Genomic DNA, 18,191 nt, shown 5'->3' with positions numbered 1-18,191 from the left:
ATAAATTATGCTTTTCTTTCTAATTCGCTCATTACTTCTACAAGAACTTTAACACTGTCTAGTGTTAATGCGTTATACATTGAGGCTCTATAACCACCAACGCTTCTATGTCCATTTAAACCATTAATACCAGCTTCTTGCCACATAGTATCAAATGTTTCTTTTAAATCTTCATTAGTCAAAGTAAAAGTAGCGTTCATATTTGACCTGTCTTCTTTAGTTGAGAAACCTTTAAATAATGGGTTTAAATCAATTTCAGAATACATTAGGCTTGCTTTCTTTTCATTTTCTTTTTCAATAGCCGAAATACCTCCTAATTTTTTTAGCCATTGTAAAGTAAGCATTGAAGTATAAACAGCAAATACTGGAGGTGTATTAAACATACTGCTCTTGCTTAAATGTACTTTGTAATCCATCATAGATGGAATTTTTCTAGAAACTTTCCCTAAAATATCTTCTTTAATAACAACAAGAGTTGTACCAGCTGGTCCCATATTTTTTTGAGCGCCAGCATAAATTAAATCAAATTGAGTGAAATCTAAAGTTCTAGAGAATATATCACTACTCATATCACACACTAGAGGAATATCGCATTTCGGAAAAGATTTCATTTGCGTTCCGAAAATAGTATTGTTTGATGTACAGTGAAAATAGTCGTAATCTGAAGGAATATCATATCCTTTAGGAATGTAGTTAAAGTTAGCGTTCTTAGAAGAAGCTACTTCATATATATCGTCATAAATTTTAGCTTCTTTAATGGCTTTATCACTCCAAGTACCAGTATTTAAATAACCAGCTCTCTTTTCTAATAAGTTTAAGGCAACCATTAAAAATTGGGTACTAGCTCCTCCTTGCAAAAATAATGCTTTATAACCTTTGCCTTCTAGTCCTAAAAGTTCTAAAACTAAAGCTCTTGCGTTTTCCATCACGTCTACAAAAGCTTTGCTTCTGTGAGAGATTTCTACTAGGGATAAACCATTGTCAAAATCTAAAACCGCCTGAGCTGATTTTTGTAATACTTCTTGTGGTAAAACACAAGGTCCAGCACTAAAATTATGTCTTTTCATTTTTTTATGAATTTTAAAAAGTAAAGGTCTGAATTTATTGTTTATTTCTTGCTAATAAATTGATAATTTTTAGGCTATATTTTTAACAAGAATTCAACAGTATCAATGCCATCTGCATAATCCCATAATTGTGGGTTTTGAGTTTCTCCAAATGTTATTTCTGTTGGGTTTAAATCTTTAGCAACAACACATTGAATTTTATCTTGGTCAGCACTTAGCTTATTTTTTAAAGTGTCGATAGAATCGTAATACTCATAAAAAACAGTTGCAATAGGAGAGGCGTAGCTTGCATCTTCTTTAATCATTAAGAAGCCATTTTCTAGCATATCAAATTCACTCATTAAATACACAGCTTTATTATAATCATAATTATTAGCATATTTAGCATCATTAATAATTGGATGCCATTTATAAATAGCTTTAAAGAAGTTGTCGAAATTATAGTTATTTGGAACAAATAGCTTTGATACGCTTCTACAACCTAAACCAAAGTATCTAAAAATATCATTTGATAGTGCTTCTAGTTCTTCTTTAGTTTCGTTACCTGTTAAGACAGCAACAGAATTTCTATTTTTTCTAATTATTGATGGCTTGTCTTTGAAATAATACTCAAAATAACGTGCTGTATTATCACTGCCAGTAGCTATAACTGCGTCAAATCCTTCTAATTTATCTTCAGTAAATTGAATTTTCCCTTTCAGTTTTGGTTCGCAATACTCCAAGTATTTAGCTAAAAATGGTAGTAAGTGTTTATCGTTTGATGATTGTTTAACTAGCACTTCATGTCCAGTAAGTAATACTGAAATAAAATCATGAAAGCCTACTAATGGAATATTTCCAGCCATAACAATTGCTACTTTTTTAGAGTTTTCATTGTTAAAGTTATACTTGACTGTCCAGTTGTTAATGTTTTTGATTGTTAGTGATTTAGACCATCCTTCGATTGCATAAAGCACATTTTCTTTATTAAACCAACCATTATGCTCATTGGCGATTTTTATTTGATGTTTGAAGCCATCAAAAAATATGTCGTTATGTTTTACTGTGTCTTTTTTTTCTATTCCATCATTAGAAAATTGACTTAAAAAGTTGCCTAATTCTATTAAGGCATTTACAATGTGATCTTTGTTACTCATTATTTCTTGTATAACACTTTTTTTGGAGCTATTTTTGCACTGCAAATTTAGAAAAAGAAATGCTATGGCAATAATTATAACAGATGAATGTATAAACTGTGGAGCTTGTGAACCAGAATGCCCTAATACTGCTATTTATGAAGGAGCTGATGATTGGAGGTATAACGATGGAACAAGTTTAGAAGGAGACTTAGTGTTGCCTAATGGTAAATCGGTTAATGCTGATGAGGCTCAAGAGCCTATTAGTGATGAGATTTACTATATAGTGCCAGATAAGTGTACAGAGTGTAAAGGGTTTCATGAGGAGCCACAATGTGCAGCTGTGTGTCCTGTTGATTGTTGTGTTCCTGATGAAGATAATGTAGAAACTGACGAAGAATTATTAGGAAAACAAAGCTTTATGCATCCAGAAGATTAAAAGTTTATATACTTACAAATGAAAAATCCCAAGTCTATGCTTGGGATTTTTTTTTAAATTGGCTTTATGAAATACATTTTAATATTATGGTGTGTATTTAGTTTTATAGCATGCTCTCCAGACAATAAAACTTCATTAGAGCCTTTAAAAAAGATTGATATAGATAATATTCCTTATTTGATGTATGATAATCAAATAGATTTGGCTTATGAAATCATTGCTAAAGGAAAAGTTGCTGCCTTGGAAGTAGGAGATACAATGTATTATTATAATAGAATTAATGATAATCAAATAGAATCAAAATTAAGAAGTATAATGTGTTGCTCCTTCATGAATACTTATGATTCTTTAGGTTTTTTGTCTAACTATGAGATGTTTACTGATTATGTTGAAAACTATACATATAAAAGAATTAGAGTTGAAGATACAATTTTTGAATCATCACTTGAATCTAGTAAAAAGACGAAGTATCTCATTAAAGACGAAAGGATAATTGAGGAAGTAAGGTTTATTGAAAATGACTCAAATGCTATAAAGCATATAAGATATATTTATAATGATGAAGATCGATTAGAAAAAGTATTCACTACTATTAAAAAAGGCTATAACAATGAGTTTATTCATGATAAAGAGCTAAAGGTTTATACTTATGTTAATGATAGTATATTATTCTGTAGTGATTTTTATCAGATTAGAGACATTGACACTATTTGTAGAGAAACAATAAAATATAATAATATTGGCTTTCCTAAAGAAAAAAGGATTCTTTTTAGAGAAGATACATTAAAAACCTATTTTGTTATGATTAAGGATTAATCCTCTGTACTCTTAAACTGTTTCATTTCCTCTAAAGGCTCAATAGCATTATAAGCTTTCCATATTTCTGGGTCGTATTGTTTTAATTTTTGATATTTAATCGTTTTTGGTTCTTTATAATTATTAAAATCATTACCATTTAAAGATGAATTGCTAATAAAATAAATTTCATTTTTTTCTCGCATACCACCTTCAATTAAAAAATTGAACAACACTTTGTTTTTTGATGGACTATTCTCAATAAACTTTAAAGGTCTATTTACATAGAAGAAATTACCAGATTCTTGTTTTATGTATTGAGGTTGATAGATGTTGTCTTCGTTTTTTTGAAAGATTATAGTGCCTTGTTTTATGTTTTCAACATATTTGATGCCTAGTAAAAACTTTAGATTCAATTTTTCACCGCGTTTACCTTTTGCAAAAGCGTAATCTATTTTTATTACTGCGTAACTGTCGTCCGTAACGTAAATTTTTCCTGTGTACTTAGCTTTTGATCTTCTTGGGAAATACTCGATAATATAAACTAGTTCACCATTAAATACTGTTGTGTCTATGAATTCATACTTGTATAAATCGGCATTTATAATCTTATTAAGAGTTGTGTTTTCGTAAGTTTGTGATGTATATAAAAGCTCATGTGTTTCACTTTTTAAGCTGTTTACTTCATATTCGTTTTTATTTTCTTCACTTTCGTTATTAGAATTGTTGAGTTCTAAGGAGTCTTCAATTTTAATAATACCTGTTTTTAGTTTGTATGTTTTAGTAGTATCTAGGTATTTTAATATTAAGTGCTGAGCATTTTCTTGAATTTGGTCTATTGATACATTTTGATTTTTGTCAATTAAACTAGTAGCTTTAGCTACATCAAGTTTAGCTTCTTCTTTATTTTTTATGTAAAGATTTGCAAGGTAATCTCTAAAGTGTACAGCTTTAGTGTTTTTAATGGCTTGCATTAATGAGTCTAAGCTTTGGTTTGCTCCAGCTAATTTCTTTTTTCTAATTCCAGATGCTTTATCTATGGTAAACTCTAAGCGGTTAAAATCCATGTAAGATGTATTTCTGAAAAACAGATTATAGCTTTGGTTTTCGTGGTTGTAATTATTGCTCAGGTTTTGATTTACTTTTGCAATAATTTCATCTGCATTAGGCTTGGTATTGCTTATATAAACTTGGTTTAGTTCATTAATATGCTCTTCAAGTATTATAATGTTGTTGTTTGCGCTTATTTCTTTTATTGTAATTTTTTTAGTGCTAAAGCCTAAGCAATTTATCTCTATACTATTATTGCTTACATCTTTGAGATTAATAGTAAAAACACCTTCATCGTTACTAATGACACCTTTGTTTTTAGCTGTTTCTATAGTGGCAAAAGGGATTGGGTTGTTTGATGTGTCAATAAGTTTTGCAGTTAAGCTTTGAGAATATCCAAAATAAGAAATGAGTACAAATAAGAGTGCAAGGTGATGGTTTTTCATTTTCATATGTTTATTACAAGACGAACAGTTTAATAATTTGTTACTATTGTTATTAATATAGATATAAATAATTACATTTGCAGCCTTAAAATTATTCACATGAAAGCTGGAATTGTAGGACTACCAAACGTAGGTAAATCAACATTATTTAATTGTTTGTCAAATGCAAAAGCGCAAAGTGCAAACTTTCCTTTTTGTACAATCGAACCTAATATTGGTGTGGTAAATGTACCAGATCCAAGATTGTCAAAGTTAGAGGAATTAGTAAATCCTGAGCGTGTTATTCCTGCAACAGTAGAGATTGTTGACATTGCTGGATTGGTAAAAGGAGCAAGTAAAGGTGAAGGTTTAGGAAATCAGTTTTTAGGAAATATTCGTGAAACTGATGCAATTTTACATGTGCTTCGTTGTTTTGATAATGATAATGTTGTGCATGTTGATGGAAGTGTTGATCCGATTAGAGATAAGGAAACTATCGATATGGAGTTGCAGCTTAAAGATTTAGAGTCTGTAGAGAAAAAACTTGATAAAGTTAAGCGTGCAGCTAAAACAGGGAATAAAGAAGCTCAAAAAGAAGAGGCTGCTTTATTAAAAATAAAAGCTGGATTAGAAGAAGGTAACTCTGTAAGGGCAATTGAATTTGGTGAAGATGAATATTTAGAATATGTAAAGCCATTACAATTGATTACAGATAAACCAGTAATGTATGTGTGTAATGTAGATGAGAGTGCAGCAGTTTCTGGTAATGCTTATGTAGATACTGTTAAAGATGCTGTAAAGGATGAAAACGCTGAAGTACTTGTATTAGCTGTTGGTACAGAAGCTGATATTAATGAATTGGACGATTTCGAAGAGCGTCAAATGTTCTTACAAGATATTGGTTTAGAAGAACCTGGTTCGTCTAAATTAATACGTTCAGCGTACAAATTATTAAATCAACAAACTTATTTTACAGCAGGAGTAAAAGAGGTAAGAGCTTGGACTACCACTATTGGTGATACTGCACCACAAGCTGCTGGAGTTATTCATACTGACTTTGAAAAAGGGTTTATTAGAGCTGAAGTAATTGCTTATGACGATTATGTTTCTTTTGGTAGTGAAGCAAAAGTAAAAGAAGCTGGAAAAATGCGTGTAGAAGGTAAAAATTACATCGTAAAAGATGGCGATGTGATGCATTTCTTATTCAACGTATAAGCTAGAAAAAATAAAATATTTTAAAAGGCCAATGTTCTCAACAGCATTGGCTTTTTTTTGTTAATTATTTTGCGTTTTTAGGGTTTCTTTTTTTAAGTTGAAATGTTATATTAGCAACATATCCAATTTTTCTTTTTATGACCCAACAATCTAATTACACCGAAGATAATATTCGTTCGCTTGACTGGAAAGAGCATATCAGAATGCGTCCAGGAATGTATATTGGAAAGTTAGGTGATGGTTCGTCGCCTGATGATGGTATTTATATTCTTTTAAAAGAAGTGCTTGACAACTCTATTGATGAGTATGTTATGGGAGCAGGAAAGACCATCGAGATATCTATTCAGGGAAATAAGGTGATTGTTAGAGATTATGGTCGTGGAATTCCTTTAGGAAAGGTAGTAGATGTTGTTTCTAAAATGAATACTGGTGGAAAGTATGACTCTCGAGCATTTAAAAAATCTGTTGGGTTAAATGGAGTAGGTACAAAGGCAGTAAATGCACTATCTACATATTTTAGAGTTGAATCTACACGTGATGGAAAATCAGCTTCAGCTGAGTTTGAACTTGGTGAACTTAAAAATAAAGAGTTGTTAGAGGATACATCAAGACGTAGAGGTACAAAAATGTCCTTTATTCCTGATGATTCCATTTTTAAAAAGTATAAGTTTAGACATGAGTATGTGTCTAAGATGCTTAAAAACTATGTGTATTTAAATCCTGGGTTAACAATAGTTTTTAATGGTGAAAAATATTTCAGTGAAAACGGTTTAAAAGATTTATTGCAAGAAAACACAAACGAATCTGATTTACGTTATCCAATAATTCATTTAAAAGCTGAAGATATTGAAATTGCCTTAACGCATAGTAAAACTCAATACAGTGAGGAGTATCATTCGTTTGTAAATGGTCAAAATACTACGCAAGGAGGAACACATTTATCTGCTTTTAGGGAAGCGTTTGTAAAAACCATACGAGAGTTTTATGGTAAAAATTATGATGCTTCAGATATACGAAAGTCAATTATAGCAGCAATAGCAGTAAAAGTTATGGAGCCTGTTTTTGAAAGTCAAACAAAAACAAAATTAGGTTCTACCGAAATGGGAGGTGGTTTGCCAACTGTAAGAACATTTATTAATGATTTTGTAAAAACTAAGTTTGATAACTTTTTACATAAAAATCCAGATACTGCTGAGGCTATTCAACGTAAAATATTACAAGCTGAACGCGAACGTAAAGAGCTTTCTGGTATTAGAAAGATTGCACGTGAGCGTGCTAAGAAAGCTAGTTTACATAATAAGAAGCTAAGAGATTGTAGGGTGCATCTTGGTGATTTAAAAAAAGACAGGCGTTTAGAGTCAACGTTGTTTATTACTGAGGGAGATTCGGCTTCTGGTAGTATTACTAAATCTCGTGATGTAAACACGCAAGCAGTATTTAGTTTAAAGGGAAAACCTTTAAATTCTTATGGTTTAAGTAAAAAGATTGTTTACGAAAACGAAGAATTTAATTTATTACAAGCAGCGCTAAATATTGAAGAGTCTATTGAAGATTTAAGATATAATAACATTGTAATAGCAACCGATGCCGATGTTGATGGTATGCATATACGTTTGTTGTTAATTACTTTCTTTTTACAGTTCTTTCCAGAAGTAATAAAAGAAGGGCATTTATATATTCTACAAACACCTTTGTTTAGGGTAAGGAATAAAAAGGAAACAATTTATTGTTATTCTGATGAAGAGCGAAGAAATGCTATTGCAAAGTTAAAACCAAAACCAGAAATAACGCGATTTAAAGGACTTGGTGAGATTTCACCAGATGAATTTAAATTTTTTATAGGAGATGATATTCGTTTAGATCCTGTAATGCTAGATAAGGATATGTCTATTGAAGAGCTATTACAGTTCTATATGGGAAAGAATACACCTAGTAGGCAAGAGTTTATTATTAATAACTTAAAAGTAGAATTAGATTTAGTAGAAGAGGTGAATGAGAACTAGTAACGAAAAAGTTAGAAATATTATAATTTCACTGTACTTTGTTTTAATAGTACTAGCGGTTTTATTTTCTACTTTATTTACTAGCTTGAAGGAATTGGTTGGAAATCCATCCTTAACCTTACCTTTAGTTTTACTTGTATTAGCTTTATTATTTGTGATAACACACAGTGTATCTAAGTATTTTGAATATGATAGTGATGGTGTTAAAGTTGTGGTGATAAATAAAGGTTTATTGCTGTCTGATTATTTTAATTACAGAGAGCGTAAAGTTGAATTTGAAAAACACAGACTTATAGCCTTTAAAATATACAATTACTTTTTTTATAAATCTTTAGTGTTATATATAAGAAGTAGTAATGGAAAACATAAAAAGAAGGAACGTTTTAATGTTACTTTAGTAAATAGAAAAAAACGTAAGTACATTAAACAATCTTTAAGTAAGATAATTAAAAAAAATATTAATAACCCTAAATCTAAAGAACTGTAGATAATGATTGAAGAAGATAACGACGCTTTAGAAAATGTGAATAATGAAAATCAAGAAACCATCACTAAGGTTACAGGGATGTACAAAGATTGGTTTTTGGATTATGCATCTTATGTAATCTTAGAACGTGCAGTTCCTGCTATTGAAGATGGTTTTAAACCTGTACAGCGACGCATCATGCATTCTATGAAAGATTTAGATGATGGTCGTTATAATAAAGTAGCTAATATAGTTGGGCATACAATGCAATACCATCCACATGGAGATGCAAGTATTGCTGATGCTATGGTTCAAATTGGTCAAAAAGACTTATTGATTGATACTCAAGGGAACTGGGGAAATATTTTAACAGGAGATAGAGCTGCTGCTTCTCGTTATATAGAAGCACGTTTATCTAAATTTGCTTTAGATGTAGTTTATAATCCTAAAATTACCGAATGGCAATCATCTTATGATGGTCGTCGTAAGGAGCCAATTAATCTGCCAGTAATGTTTCCATTATTGCTAGCACAAGGAGCCGAAGGTATTGCTGTTGGTTTGTCTACAAAAATTTTACCTCATAATTTTTTAGAACTTATAGATGCTTCAATAAAGTATTTGCAAGGTAAGCGTTTTAAGTTAGTGCCAGATTTTCCAACTGCTGGAATTGCAGATTTCACTAATTATAATGATGGACTTAGAGGGGGTAAAGTGCGTTGTCGTGCAAGAATCTCTCAGCTTAATAAAAATACGTTAGCAATTACTGAAATTCCTTTTGCTACAACCACTACATCGTTAATAGATTCTATTCTTAAAGCAAATGACAAAGGAAAGATTAAAATTAAGCGTATAGAAGATAATACAGCAGCTGATGTTGAAATATTGGTGCATTTGCCTTCTGGAATTTCACCAGATAAAACCATAGATGCTTTATATGCTTTTACAAGTTGTGAAACTTCAATTTCTCCTTTAGGGTGTATTATTGAAGATAATAAACCTTTGTTTATTGGTGTATCTGAAATTTTAAGACGCTCTACAGATAATACAGTACAACTATTAAAGAGTGAATTAGAAATTAAACTTAATGAGTTTGAAGAGCAATGGCACTTTGCTTCGTTAGAGCGCATTTTTATAGAAAATCGTATTTATCGCGATATAGAAGAAGAGGAAACTTGGGAAGGTGTTATTAACGCAATTGATAAAGGATTGCAGCCACATATTAAGCATCTTAAGCGTGCTATAACTGTTGAAGATATTACGCGTTTAACTGAGATTAGAATTAAGCGCATCTCTAAATTTGATATAGATAAAGCGCAACAAAAAATTGAAGCTTTAGAAGATCAAATTGCTGAGGTTAAACATCATTTAGCAAATTTAATTGAATATGCGATTGCATATTTCCAAAGGCTTAAAAAGGACTATGGAGAAGGACGAGAGCGTAAAACAGAAATTAGAATTTTTGATGATGTAGATGCGTCAAAAGTTGTAATACGTAATACAAAGCTTTATGTAAACAGAGAAGAAGGCTTTATTGGTACATCTCTGCGTAAGGATGAGTATGTAGGAGATTGTAGTGATATAGATGATATTATTGTATTTACCAAGGAAGGTAAAATGATGGTCACAAAAGTGGACAGTAAAACATTTATTGGTAAAAATATTATTCATGTAGCTGTCTTTAAGAAAAAGGATAAGCGCACTATCTATAATATGATTTATCGCGATGGTAAAGGTGGTCCATCTTATATAAAGCGTTTTGCGGTTACTAGTATTACAAGAGATAGAGAGTATGATTTAACTAACGGAAATAAAGGTTCTACAGTATGGTATTTCTCTGCTAATCCTAATGGTGAGGCAGAAGTTGTGACAATTATGTTGCGTCAAGCTGGAAGTATTAAAAAATTGAAATGGGATTTAGATTTTGCAGATATTTTAATAAAAGGTCGTGCATCAAAAGGTAATCTCGTTACAAAATATGCTTTAAAACGCGTAGAGCTTAAAGAAAAAGGAGTTAGTACGTTAAAGCCTCGTAAAATTTGGTTTGACGATACTGTACAGCGTTTAAATGTAGATGGTAGAGGTGAGTTAGTAGGAGAGTTTAGAGGAGAAGATAGGATACTAATCATTACTCAGGCAGGAATAGTAAAAACTATTATTCCAGAAATTACTGCGCATTTTGATGCAGATATGATTGCTATGGAGAAATGGATTCCTAAAAAACCAATATCCGCAATATATTATGATGGAGAAAAGGAAAAGTATTATGTAAAACGTTTCTTGGTAGAAAACGAAAGTAAGGAGGAAGTATTTATTTCTAGTCATCCAGATTCTCAATTAGAAATAGTTTCAACAGATTGGAAACCTATGGCAGAGGTTGTATTTGCTAAAGAAAGAGGTAAAGATAGACGAGATAACCAAGAGGTGAATTTGGAAGAATTTATTGCTATAAAAGGGATTAGTGCTCAAGGAAATCAGCTAACTAAGTTTAAGGTTAATCAAATTAATCTTCTTGAGTCTTTGCCATATGAAGCGCCAGAAGAAGTGCATGCTCAAGATGTTGAAGTGGTTGATGAAGAGGTAGTTTCTAATAATGAAGAGGTAGATAAGTCTGATTCAGCTCCAGAAATAGATATGGATGATGAAGGACAGATAACATTGTTTTAAAAAAAAAGCATAAGTACATAAAAAATGGCGTTTAGTTTACTAAACGCCATTTTTTATGTGTTATATATTTGTCTATTCTAATTTACTTTTTTTATTCTTTGCTAACCTGTAATTCAAAAATTCTACAAATAGCGAAAATGCAATGGCAAAGTATAGATAACCTTTAGGGATAGCTCCAACCTCTGTACCAAAGAATGATGTGTGTGATAAGTGAGCTGCTTCGGTAATTAGCATAAATCCAATTAAGATAAGGAATGTTAAACCTAGTATTTGGACACTCGGATTATCGTTTATAAAGCGTCTTATAGGATTAGCAAACGCTATCATGATAATTATAGAAATAACAACAGCTATAATCATAAGCACTAAATTATGGTTGTGATTGTCTGATAAGCCATTAGTCATACCAACTGCTGTTAAAATAGAATCTATAGAGAAAATAAAGTCGATAATTAATATTTGTACAATGGCTTGGGAAAACGAATTGATGCGTTTTTTCTTAGCTTGATCTTCATCGTGATGTGGTGTTTCCACTTTTTCTCTAATTTCGGAGGTGCTTTTGTAGATAAGAAATAGTCCACCAGCAAATAAAATTATGCTTTGCCAACTTAACGCAAGGTGTAGCCAGTTATTTTCAAAAACGTAAAAAGGTTCGCTTAATCCAACTAAAAAGGAAACAAAAAACAATAGTACAATGCGCTGTACCATGGCTAAAATCAACCCAATATTAGTAACCTTGTTGCGTTGTTTTTCTGGAAGTTTATTAGCAGCAATCGATATAAAAACAATATTATCTATGCCAAGAATAATTTCTAAAAATGTAAGTGTTAATAATGCCATTATAGCATCACTGGTTAATAGAAAGTCTAACATGTTTATTTTGTTTTAATAGCTGTGCCTTTTTGTTTTTTTGTCTCTCCAACGTAACTGTATTCAAATGTATAGCTCGAATCTGTTGTAGTAAGTATCTTTAGGTGAATATCTTTTTGTTCAGCCATGTTTTTAGGATTGATAGTTCTAAAAACAACTTCACAATCATTAATCCACCTCACAGTTGACGAGTCTGTTTTTCCTTCAAAAGTTTCTACTTGTAGACTATCAGTTCTAATAAAGGTAGATTTGTAATCTTTATCGTTTATTGTAATATGGCTTTGAAATGATCCTGTTTTATAATCGTTACAATTACGTTCAATGTTATAGCAGCTAAAACAGAAAAGAATAAGAATTAAGTAGCATAATTTTTTCATGCAGTAAAATTAAGAAACTAATACTTAATTTTCGAAATTTTTAAAACTTCCATCCTTGTAAAAAATAACAATGCGTTCAATTTCTGAATTTGTAGGAGTAGGGTTTTGAATTTTGGTTTGAACTTGATTTGTAAAATTTGAAGTAGAATCTATTGATTGTTTATTTTCTTCTTCTTTAGGAAAGTTACCTTTTCCATTTAATAGCCAATACAAATCCACCTCGGGAAAGGAGGTAAGGATCTTCATTGTAAATTCTAAACTAGGTTTATTTCTTCCAGATAAAATATGAGAAATACTAGAACGCTGTACACCAATTTTTTCAGCAAAAGCAGATGCACTTAAGCTGTAATATTTCATTACTTTTTCTAGTCTTTTAATGAAATCTGAATTGTTTACCATTGTAAAATATAAGTGTGATGCTTATTGTTGTTACAAATGTAAACTTTATTGTTTTACAATGCAATATTATTTGTAAAAGTATTATTTTTAATTAACTATAAGCTTTATATAAGTGCTTCTAACTATCTGAAAATAAGATTTTTATTTAGTACATGGTGAGTTTGGTTGTTTATTATGTGTTTTATATATGTAATTAGTTTACAAACGTAATTAAATGGCGAGTTTTGGTGTTTACAAATGTAAAATTTAGTTTGTTTATTTTTGTAACCCAATATTTATTTATGGAATTAAACAAGTCAATTTTAGAGTTATTCAATAGATGTAAATCACCTCATTTATATCATCGATATATTACCAATTTTCATATTGAGCCATTGCTGAAAAATCTTTCGGAAAGCTTTGAAGTAAATCAAATTGGAAGTTCAGTAAATGGTTTACCTATTTATGGAGTAAAAGTTGGTACAGGGCAGAAAAAGGTTTTAATGTGGTCGCAAATGCACGGAAATGAGTCAACCACAACAAAGGCTTTGTTTGATATGTTTAATAGCATGGATAGTCAATTGTTAAATGAAGTAGTTGATAATTGTACATTATATATAATTCCAATATTAAATCCAGATGGTGCAAAAGCATATACTAGAGTAAACGCTAATAATATTGATTTAAACAGAGATGCTCAAAGCTTAACACAACCTGAAAGTTTAGTTTTAAAAGATGTTTATGATACGTTTAAGCCTGATTTTTGTTTTAATTTACATGGTCAACGTACTATATTTAGCGCTGGAAATAATAATAAAGTTGCTACCTTAAGTTTTTTAGCTCCTGCTCAAGATAGTGAGTGTACTATTACTGAAACTAGGAAGAAGGCTATGGAGGTAATTAGTGTTATTAATGCTAGTTTACAGAAAGAAATACCTAATCAAATTGGTGTTTATGATGATGCTTACAACATTAATTGTGTTGGTGATACTCTACAAACACTAAACATTCCAACTATTTTATTTGAAGCTGGTCATTATAAAGAAGATTACGAAAGAGAAGAGGTTAGGAGATTGATTTATATGTCATTGTTAGTATCGCTGAAATACATTGCTTCAAATGATGTTTCAGGTTCTAAGTATGAATCATACTTAAGTATACCAGAAAATAAGAAGTTGTTTTATGATGTAATTATTAGAAATGCATCTGTATTAAAAGGTGAAGAAACTGTAAAAACAGATGTTGCAGTGCAATATTTGGAAATGCTTGATAATGAGAAGGTAGTGTTTTTACCTAAAATTGAAAAAATTTCTGATTTAACAGGATTTTACGCTCATAAAGAGCTTGATGCTAATAATAATGCGGTGTTGGATGTGTCTGGAGTACAGTTGAAAATAGATTCCGAAAACGATTTCGTGTTGATTAATAATGAATTATTCTCATTAAAAGTGGATAAAAAACGTTAATAAGTGCATTTTCTTTATTAAAAATCTCTTATTTTTGTTTTATATTTAAAAAAAGTACAAATAAATGGGGAAATTCAGATTAGACGAAATTGATCATCAAATTCTTGACATGTTGATAGATAACACAAGAATTCCTTTTACAGATATCGCAAAAAAATTATTAATCTCTGCAGGAACAGTTCATGTAAGAGTGAAGAAGATGGAGGACGCAGGTATTATTAAAGGATCATCATTAACTTTAGATTACCAAAAATTAGGTTATTCATTTATAGCTTATGTTGGTGTTTTTTTACAAAACACATCACAAACAAAATTTGTTTTAGAGCGTATTAATGGCATTCCACATGTTACTGTAGCACACATAACAACTGGAAAGTTTAATATTTTCTGTAAAATTAGAGCAAAAGATACTAAGCATGCTAAAGAGGTAATCTTTCAATTAGATGATATTGATGGAGTTTATAGAACTGAAACCATGATTTCTTTAGAGGAAAGTATTAATGATAAAAAACGCTTAATGCATTCTATCTTTAGCGAATTATAATTGGTCTATAGATATAAAAAAGCCCTTTACTTAATAGGTAAAGGGCTTTTTTATTAGTTTTAAGAAAAAAATAAAATGAAATCAACAGAATTACAAGCAAATGAATTTGGAGCGTATTATGCGCACTATATAAATCTTTCAGGTGATTTAGACTTGTTAGATAGTTTGGAAGCAAGCTATGAAACGGTTATGTCCTTTTTTAATGATATAACAGAAGCGCAGTCTATTTATAGCTACGCTGAGGGTAAATGGACAATTAAAGAGTTATTGCAGCATATAATTGATGTTGAACGTATATTTGCTTATAGAGCGTTACGATTTGCAAGAGAGGATAAAACCTTACTTCCAGGTTTTGAGCATAATGATTATGTAGATGTATCTCACGCTAATAATAGGTCGCTAAAAAGCTTAATAAAAGAATATCAAACTCAGAGGTTGAGTACTATTGCAATGTTTTCTAGTTTTACTACTAAAATGTTATTACAAATAGGAAATGCTAATAATTTACCACTTTCGGTAAGAGCCATAGGTTTTATAGTGGTAGGACACGAAGTGCACCATTGTAATATAATTAAAGAGCGTTATTTAGCTAATTAGTCATTTAGATCCTCTTTAATATTTAAATCTTTAACATCTTTTCCTTCTAAGGCATTATCAAAGTTTGTCATAGTGTAGTGTAATTTTGAACCAACTTTTACTAAGTAAATAGTGTCTTTTGTTTTTACTTCTACAGCTTCAATAGTTTGGTTGTGATGGTCGTCAAAGACAATAATGTCTTTATCTCCATAACCGTCAGGAAATTTTTGGGTTAAAAGAGTTAAAATTTCAGGAGTTAATTTTTTATAATCAATAATTACTCGTTTCATCATAATTTGCATTTTAGTTAGACTTAAACTATGCATAATCATGCGTAACTAATTTACGAATTATTTTAATTCGTTTTACGAAAATTAAATGAAAATCATATCAGAAATCTAAGCTTGGTAGTAATTAAATGCTTTATGAATCAGTTCGTTGGAAACTATTTGATCAATTTTCGCCTTTCCTATATCTTCTAATAGTACAAAGTTAATATTGCCATATGAATTCTTTTTATCAAACTTCATTAGTTCAATAATTGCATTGATTTCATCAGTATTAAAGTTGGTCTTTCCGTATAGTTTTACTAAAGCATTTTTGATATCGTGTAGTTTGTTTTCAGGGAAACCTACAAGTTCATAAGATAGGTAAGTCGCTAGTATCATTCCAATAACAATAGCTTCTCCATGCAATAAAGTTGTTTTGTTTTCATTCTCTAAACAAAAAGATTCTATGGCATGCCCAAGTGTATGTCCATAGTTTAATGTTTTTCGTAAACCATTTTCGTTTGGGTCTATAGAAACAATATTATTCTTTATGACTATTGATTCGTGTATTAACTTTTCTAAATCATCTAAGGTAAGAGCGTTTAAGTTGTTTAAATCGTTCCAGTAAGTTTCACTATGAATTAAACCATGTTTAAGCATTTCTGCTAAACCAGAACGCATTTCATTTTGTGGTAGTGAATCTAAAAAATGAGAATCAACAAGTACCATTTCGCTAAAATTAACGACGCCAATTTGGTTTTTTAAAGTGCCTAAATCTACACCTGTTTTACCTCCAACAGAAGCATCTACCATAGCAAGTAGTGTTGTTGGTACATTAATGTATTTTATGCCACGTCTAAAAGTAGAGGCTACAAAACCTCCTAAATCTGTAACAACACCACCACCAACATTGATTATTAGTGATTTTCTGTCGGCATCTAACTCGGATAAAGCATTCCACACTCCAACGCATGTATCAATGGTTTTGTGAATTTCACCAGACTCGATTTCTATTATTTCAAAGTTTGCTGAAGCTGTAATGTTTGATAAAAAATAAGGCAAACAATACTTGTGCGTATTAGAATCCACTAAAACAAAAATTTTAGAAAAATTAGAGTCTGCAATAAAAGAGTTTAATCTTTCGTAACAAGTTGAATTAAAATGGATTGCGTAATTTTTTGTTAGTATAGATTTCATGATGCTATAATACCTTATTTAGGGCGTGAAAATAAGTAGAAAAATATTAAAAAAGTATTTTACTAATAAATATCTTTGTTATAAAATTTTAGAATATGTCTGAAGCAAAAAAATTTGACAATACAGAAATTGCTTTTCAGTTAAAAAGCGATTCAGAGCTTGAAAGAGCTTACTTCTTATTTAAAATGATATCTCATGAACCTTTAGTGAGAATTGGTACTGCAGCTACTAATTTTGCTTTAAAAGCACATTTGCCAGTAGAAGGATTAATCAGGTCTACAGTGTTTGATCATTTTTGTGGTGGAGTAAGTGAAGACGACTGTTTGCCTGTTATTGATAAGATGTATGAAAAAGGAGTGTCTTCTGTTTTAGATTATTCGGTTGAAGGGAAAGAGGAAGATGTACAGTTTGATTTAGCAATGAATAAAACGTTGGAACTTATTGAGTTTGCTCATGAAAAAGAAGCAATGCCAATTGCTGTTTTTAAACCAACAGGATTTGGGCGTTTTTATTTATATCAAAAGAAAGGAGAGGGATTAGCTTTTACACCAGAAGAGCAGGCTGAATGGGATAGACTAGAGGAGCGTTTTGATAAAGTGTGTAAATTGGGGAAAGAAAGGGATGTTGAGATATTGATAGATGCTGAAGAAAGCTGGATGCAAGATGCTGCAGATGATTTGTTAGAAGATATGATGAGAAAGTACAATACTGAAAAAGCTATTGTATATAACACATTACAAACGTATCGTTGGGATCGATTAGAGCATTTAAAAGAAGCTCATAAGCGTGCAAAAGTTGGAGGATATAAGCTAGGTTATAAAATAGTTAGAGGTGCTTATATGGAGAAAGAAAGAGAGCGTGCTAAAGAAAAAGGGTATAAGTCGCCAATTTGTGTAGATAAACAAGCTACAGACGACAATTTTAATAATACACTGACTTATATTTTAAATAATATTGATGATATTTCTTTATTTGTAGGTACTCATAATGAAGAGAGTTCCTATTTAGCTATGGAGTTAATGAAGGAGCTAAATATATCTATTGACGACAATAGAGTATGGTTTGGTCAACTTTATGGTATGAGTGATCATATTAGTTATAATCTTGCTGCAAGTGGCTATAACGTAGCTAAATATGTGCCATTTGGGCCTGTGAAAGATGTAATGCCCTATTTAATTAGACGTGCAGAAGAAAATACATCTGTAGCTGGACAAACTAATAGAGAGTTAACGCTAATTAAGCAAGAGCGTAAACGTAGAAAGGTTTAGTTTTAGG

Annotated in this window: 18 protein-coding genes; 10 read left to right on the top strand and 8 right to left on the bottom strand. The window is 30.8% G+C overall.

Annotated elements, in window-relative coordinates:
• Positions 1–5 precede the first annotated feature (5 nt).
• Both serC and ACLII3_RS14915 read right to left on the bottom strand, forming a co-directional pair.
• Positions 6–1,067: a 3-phosphoserine/phosphohydroxythreonine transaminase gene (gene serC / locus ACLII3_RS14920; RefSeq protein ID WP_412985204.1), complete on the bottom strand. Its 1,062-nt coding sequence runs from the start codon at positions 1,065–1,067 to the stop codon at positions 6–8.
• A gap of 74 nt (positions 1,068–1,141) precedes the next feature.
• Complete coding sequence (locus ACLII3_RS14915; protein ID WP_412985202.1) at positions 1,142–2,203, bottom strand: acyl-CoA reductase; 1,062 nt, start codon at positions 2,201–2,203, stop codon at positions 1,142–1,144.
• A gap of 64 nt (positions 2,204–2,267) precedes the next feature.
• On the opposite strand from ACLII3_RS14915, the gene ACLII3_RS14910 reads away from it, so the two are divergent.
• On the top strand, positions 2,268–2,621 hold the full coding sequence (locus ACLII3_RS14910) for a 4Fe-4S dicluster domain-containing protein (protein WP_412985200.1): 354 nt from the start codon (positions 2,268–2,270) through the stop codon (positions 2,619–2,621).
• A gap of 66 nt (positions 2,622–2,687) precedes the next feature.
• Positions 2,688–3,437: a hypothetical protein gene (locus tag ACLII3_RS14905; RefSeq protein WP_412985198.1), complete on the top strand. Its 750-nt coding sequence runs from the start codon at positions 2,688–2,690 to the stop codon at positions 3,435–3,437.
• Here ACLII3_RS14905 and ACLII3_RS14900 read toward each other — a convergent pair.
• Positions 3,434–4,912, bottom strand: a complete 1,479-nt coding sequence (locus tag ACLII3_RS14900) for a carboxypeptidase-like regulatory domain-containing protein (protein ID WP_412985196.1) — start codon at positions 4,910–4,912, stop codon at positions 3,434–3,436. The two genes, ACLII3_RS14905 and ACLII3_RS14900, sit on opposite strands and share 4 nt — an antisense overlap.
• Before the next feature lie 99 nt (positions 4,913–5,011).
• On the opposite strand from ACLII3_RS14900, the gene ychF reads away from it, so the two are divergent.
• The 4 genes from ychF (at position 5,012) to ACLII3_RS14880 (ending at position 11,239) form a co-directional block, all read left to right on the top strand.
• Positions 5,012–6,106: a redox-regulated ATPase YchF gene (gene ychF / locus ACLII3_RS14895; RefSeq protein ID WP_412985194.1), complete on the top strand. Its 1,095-nt coding sequence runs from the start codon at positions 5,012–5,014 to the stop codon at positions 6,104–6,106.
• A gap of 137 nt (positions 6,107–6,243) precedes the next feature.
• The gene (locus tag ACLII3_RS14890; RefSeq protein ID WP_412985192.1) at positions 6,244–8,109 is read left to right on the top strand and encodes a DNA topoisomerase IV subunit B; all 1,866 of its coding nucleotides are present in this window, start codon (positions 6,244–6,246) and stop codon (positions 8,107–8,109) included.
• A complete protein-coding gene (locus tag ACLII3_RS14885) occupies positions 8,099–8,596 on the top strand; it encodes a hypothetical protein (protein WP_412985190.1) in 498 nt (165 codons plus the stop codon). The genes ACLII3_RS14890 and ACLII3_RS14885 overlap by 11 nt, the downstream gene beginning before the upstream one ends.
• 3 nt (positions 8,597–8,599) lie before the next feature.
• Positions 8,600–11,239 (top strand): DNA gyrase/topoisomerase IV subunit A, encoded by a 2,640-nt coding sequence (locus tag ACLII3_RS14880; RefSeq protein WP_412985188.1) that lies wholly within the window; start codon positions 8,600–8,602, stop codon positions 11,237–11,239.
• A 72-nt stretch (positions 11,240–11,311) separates the two neighbouring features.
• Here the strand turns inward: ACLII3_RS14880 and ACLII3_RS14875 are convergent, their stop codons facing one another.
• Genes ACLII3_RS14875 through ACLII3_RS14865 form a run of 3 tightly spaced genes read right to left on the bottom strand, consistent with a single transcriptional unit; the run spans position 11,312 to position 12,885 of the window.
• A complete protein-coding gene (locus ACLII3_RS14875) occupies positions 11,312–12,112 on the bottom strand; it encodes a TerC family protein (RefSeq protein ID WP_412985186.1) in 801 nt (266 codons plus the stop codon).
• Between the two features lie 2 nt (positions 12,113–12,114).
• On the bottom strand, positions 12,115–12,486 hold the full coding sequence (locus tag ACLII3_RS14870; RefSeq protein WP_412985184.1) for a DNA topoisomerase IV: 372 nt from the start codon (positions 12,484–12,486) through the stop codon (positions 12,115–12,117).
• Between the two features lie 24 nt (positions 12,487–12,510).
• Positions 12,511–12,885: a helix-turn-helix domain-containing protein gene (locus ACLII3_RS14865; RefSeq protein ID WP_412985182.1), complete on the bottom strand. Its 375-nt coding sequence runs from the start codon at positions 12,883–12,885 to the stop codon at positions 12,511–12,513.
• A gap of 281 nt (positions 12,886–13,166) precedes the next feature.
• Here ACLII3_RS14865 and ACLII3_RS14860 point away from each other — a divergent pair, with 281 nt between their 5' ends.
• From ACLII3_RS14860 to ACLII3_RS14850, 3 genes are all read left to right on the top strand, one after another.
• Positions 13,167–14,330, top strand: a complete 1,164-nt coding sequence (locus tag ACLII3_RS14860) for a M14 family zinc carboxypeptidase (RefSeq protein WP_412985180.1) — start codon at positions 13,167–13,169, stop codon at positions 14,328–14,330.
• A 64-nt stretch (positions 14,331–14,394) separates the two neighbouring features.
• Positions 14,395–14,874 carry an Lrp/AsnC family transcriptional regulator gene (locus tag ACLII3_RS14855; RefSeq protein WP_412985178.1) on the top strand — a complete coding sequence of 160 codons (480 nt, stop codon included), beginning with the start codon at positions 14,395–14,397 and terminating at the stop codon, positions 14,872–14,874.
• Between the two features lie 75 nt (positions 14,875–14,949).
• Positions 14,950–15,471, top strand: a complete 522-nt coding sequence (locus ACLII3_RS14850; RefSeq protein ID WP_412985176.1) for a DinB family protein — start codon at positions 14,950–14,952, stop codon at positions 15,469–15,471.
• Here the strand turns inward: ACLII3_RS14850 and ACLII3_RS14845 are convergent.
• Together ACLII3_RS14845 and aroB are read right to left on the bottom strand one after the other, a co-directional pair.
• Positions 15,468–15,740, bottom strand: a complete 273-nt coding sequence (locus ACLII3_RS14845) for a hypothetical protein (protein WP_412987924.1) — start codon at positions 15,738–15,740, stop codon at positions 15,468–15,470. The genes ACLII3_RS14850 and ACLII3_RS14845 overlap by 4 nt on opposite strands.
• Positions 15,741–15,848: 108 nt before the next feature.
• On the bottom strand, positions 15,849–16,916 hold the full coding sequence (gene aroB, locus ACLII3_RS14840) for a 3-dehydroquinate synthase (protein WP_412985174.1): 1,068 nt from the start codon (positions 16,914–16,916) through the stop codon (positions 15,849–15,851).
• A gap of 95 nt (positions 16,917–17,011) precedes the next feature.
• Between aroB and ACLII3_RS14835 the strand changes: the two genes are divergently transcribed.
• Positions 17,012–18,184 carry a proline dehydrogenase family protein gene (locus ACLII3_RS14835; RefSeq protein ID WP_412985172.1) on the top strand — a complete coding sequence of 391 codons (1,173 nt, stop codon included), beginning with the start codon at positions 17,012–17,014 and terminating at the stop codon, positions 18,182–18,184.
• Positions 18,185–18,191: the final 7 nt, after the last annotated feature.

It is taken from the genome of Pontimicrobium sp. IMCC45349 (assembly GCF_047219225.1).
Lineage (GTDB): Bacteria > Bacteroidota > Bacteroidia > Flavobacteriales > Flavobacteriaceae > IMCC45349.
This window is presented reverse-complemented; position numbering and strand designations above follow the sequence as displayed.